This window comes from Phocaeicola sp. HCN-40430, from assembly GCF_037890285.1.
Taxonomy (GTDB): Bacteria; Bacteroidota; Bacteroidia; order Bacteroidales; family Bacteroidaceae; genus Phocaeicola; species Phocaeicola acetigenes.
Window position 1 is genome coordinate 1 of record NZ_JBBKBS010000076.1, and the last position, 488, is coordinate 488.

The 488-nt window shown below is 41.2% G+C and carries 1 protein-coding gene; it reads left to right on the plus strand.

Going from position 1 to position 488, the window contains the following annotated elements; genetic code table 11:
- Positions 1–488, plus strand: a 488-nt coding sequence (locus WKU26_RS12660) for a sulfatase/phosphatase domain-containing protein (RefSeq protein ID WP_340322315.1), incomplete at both ends; no start/stop codon positions are given.

A 488-nucleotide genomic window follows, 5' to 3' on the forward strand; every position in this document is an offset into this window, starting at 1 on the left:
GAATCTGCCCGTATGCCGTTTGTAATCCGTTATCCGAAGAAGATTCCCGCTGGTAAACGTTTGAAAGACTTGGTGCAGAATATTGATTTTGCTCCTACACTGGCCGAATTTGCCGGAGTAGAGATGAAAGATGTACAGGGACGTAGTTTCGCTGAGAACCTGATGGGAAATACACCGAAGGATTGGCGGAAAGAGATTTACTATCGTTATTGGACCAATCATGCGATTCGTCCGGCTCATTTTGGTATTCGTTCCGATCGTTATAAGTTGATTTTCTATTACGGACAGAATCTGGATATGACGGATACACAAGATTTTTCTTTTACTCCTTGTTGGGATTTCTATGATCTGCAGAAAGACCCGAAAGAAAATCATAATGCTTATAATGACAAAGAATATGCACCGATTATCAAGAAAATGAAGGAGGATTTGCTTCGCTTGAGAAAAGAGGCAGGCGATACGGATGAAAAATATCCGGAAATGCAGAA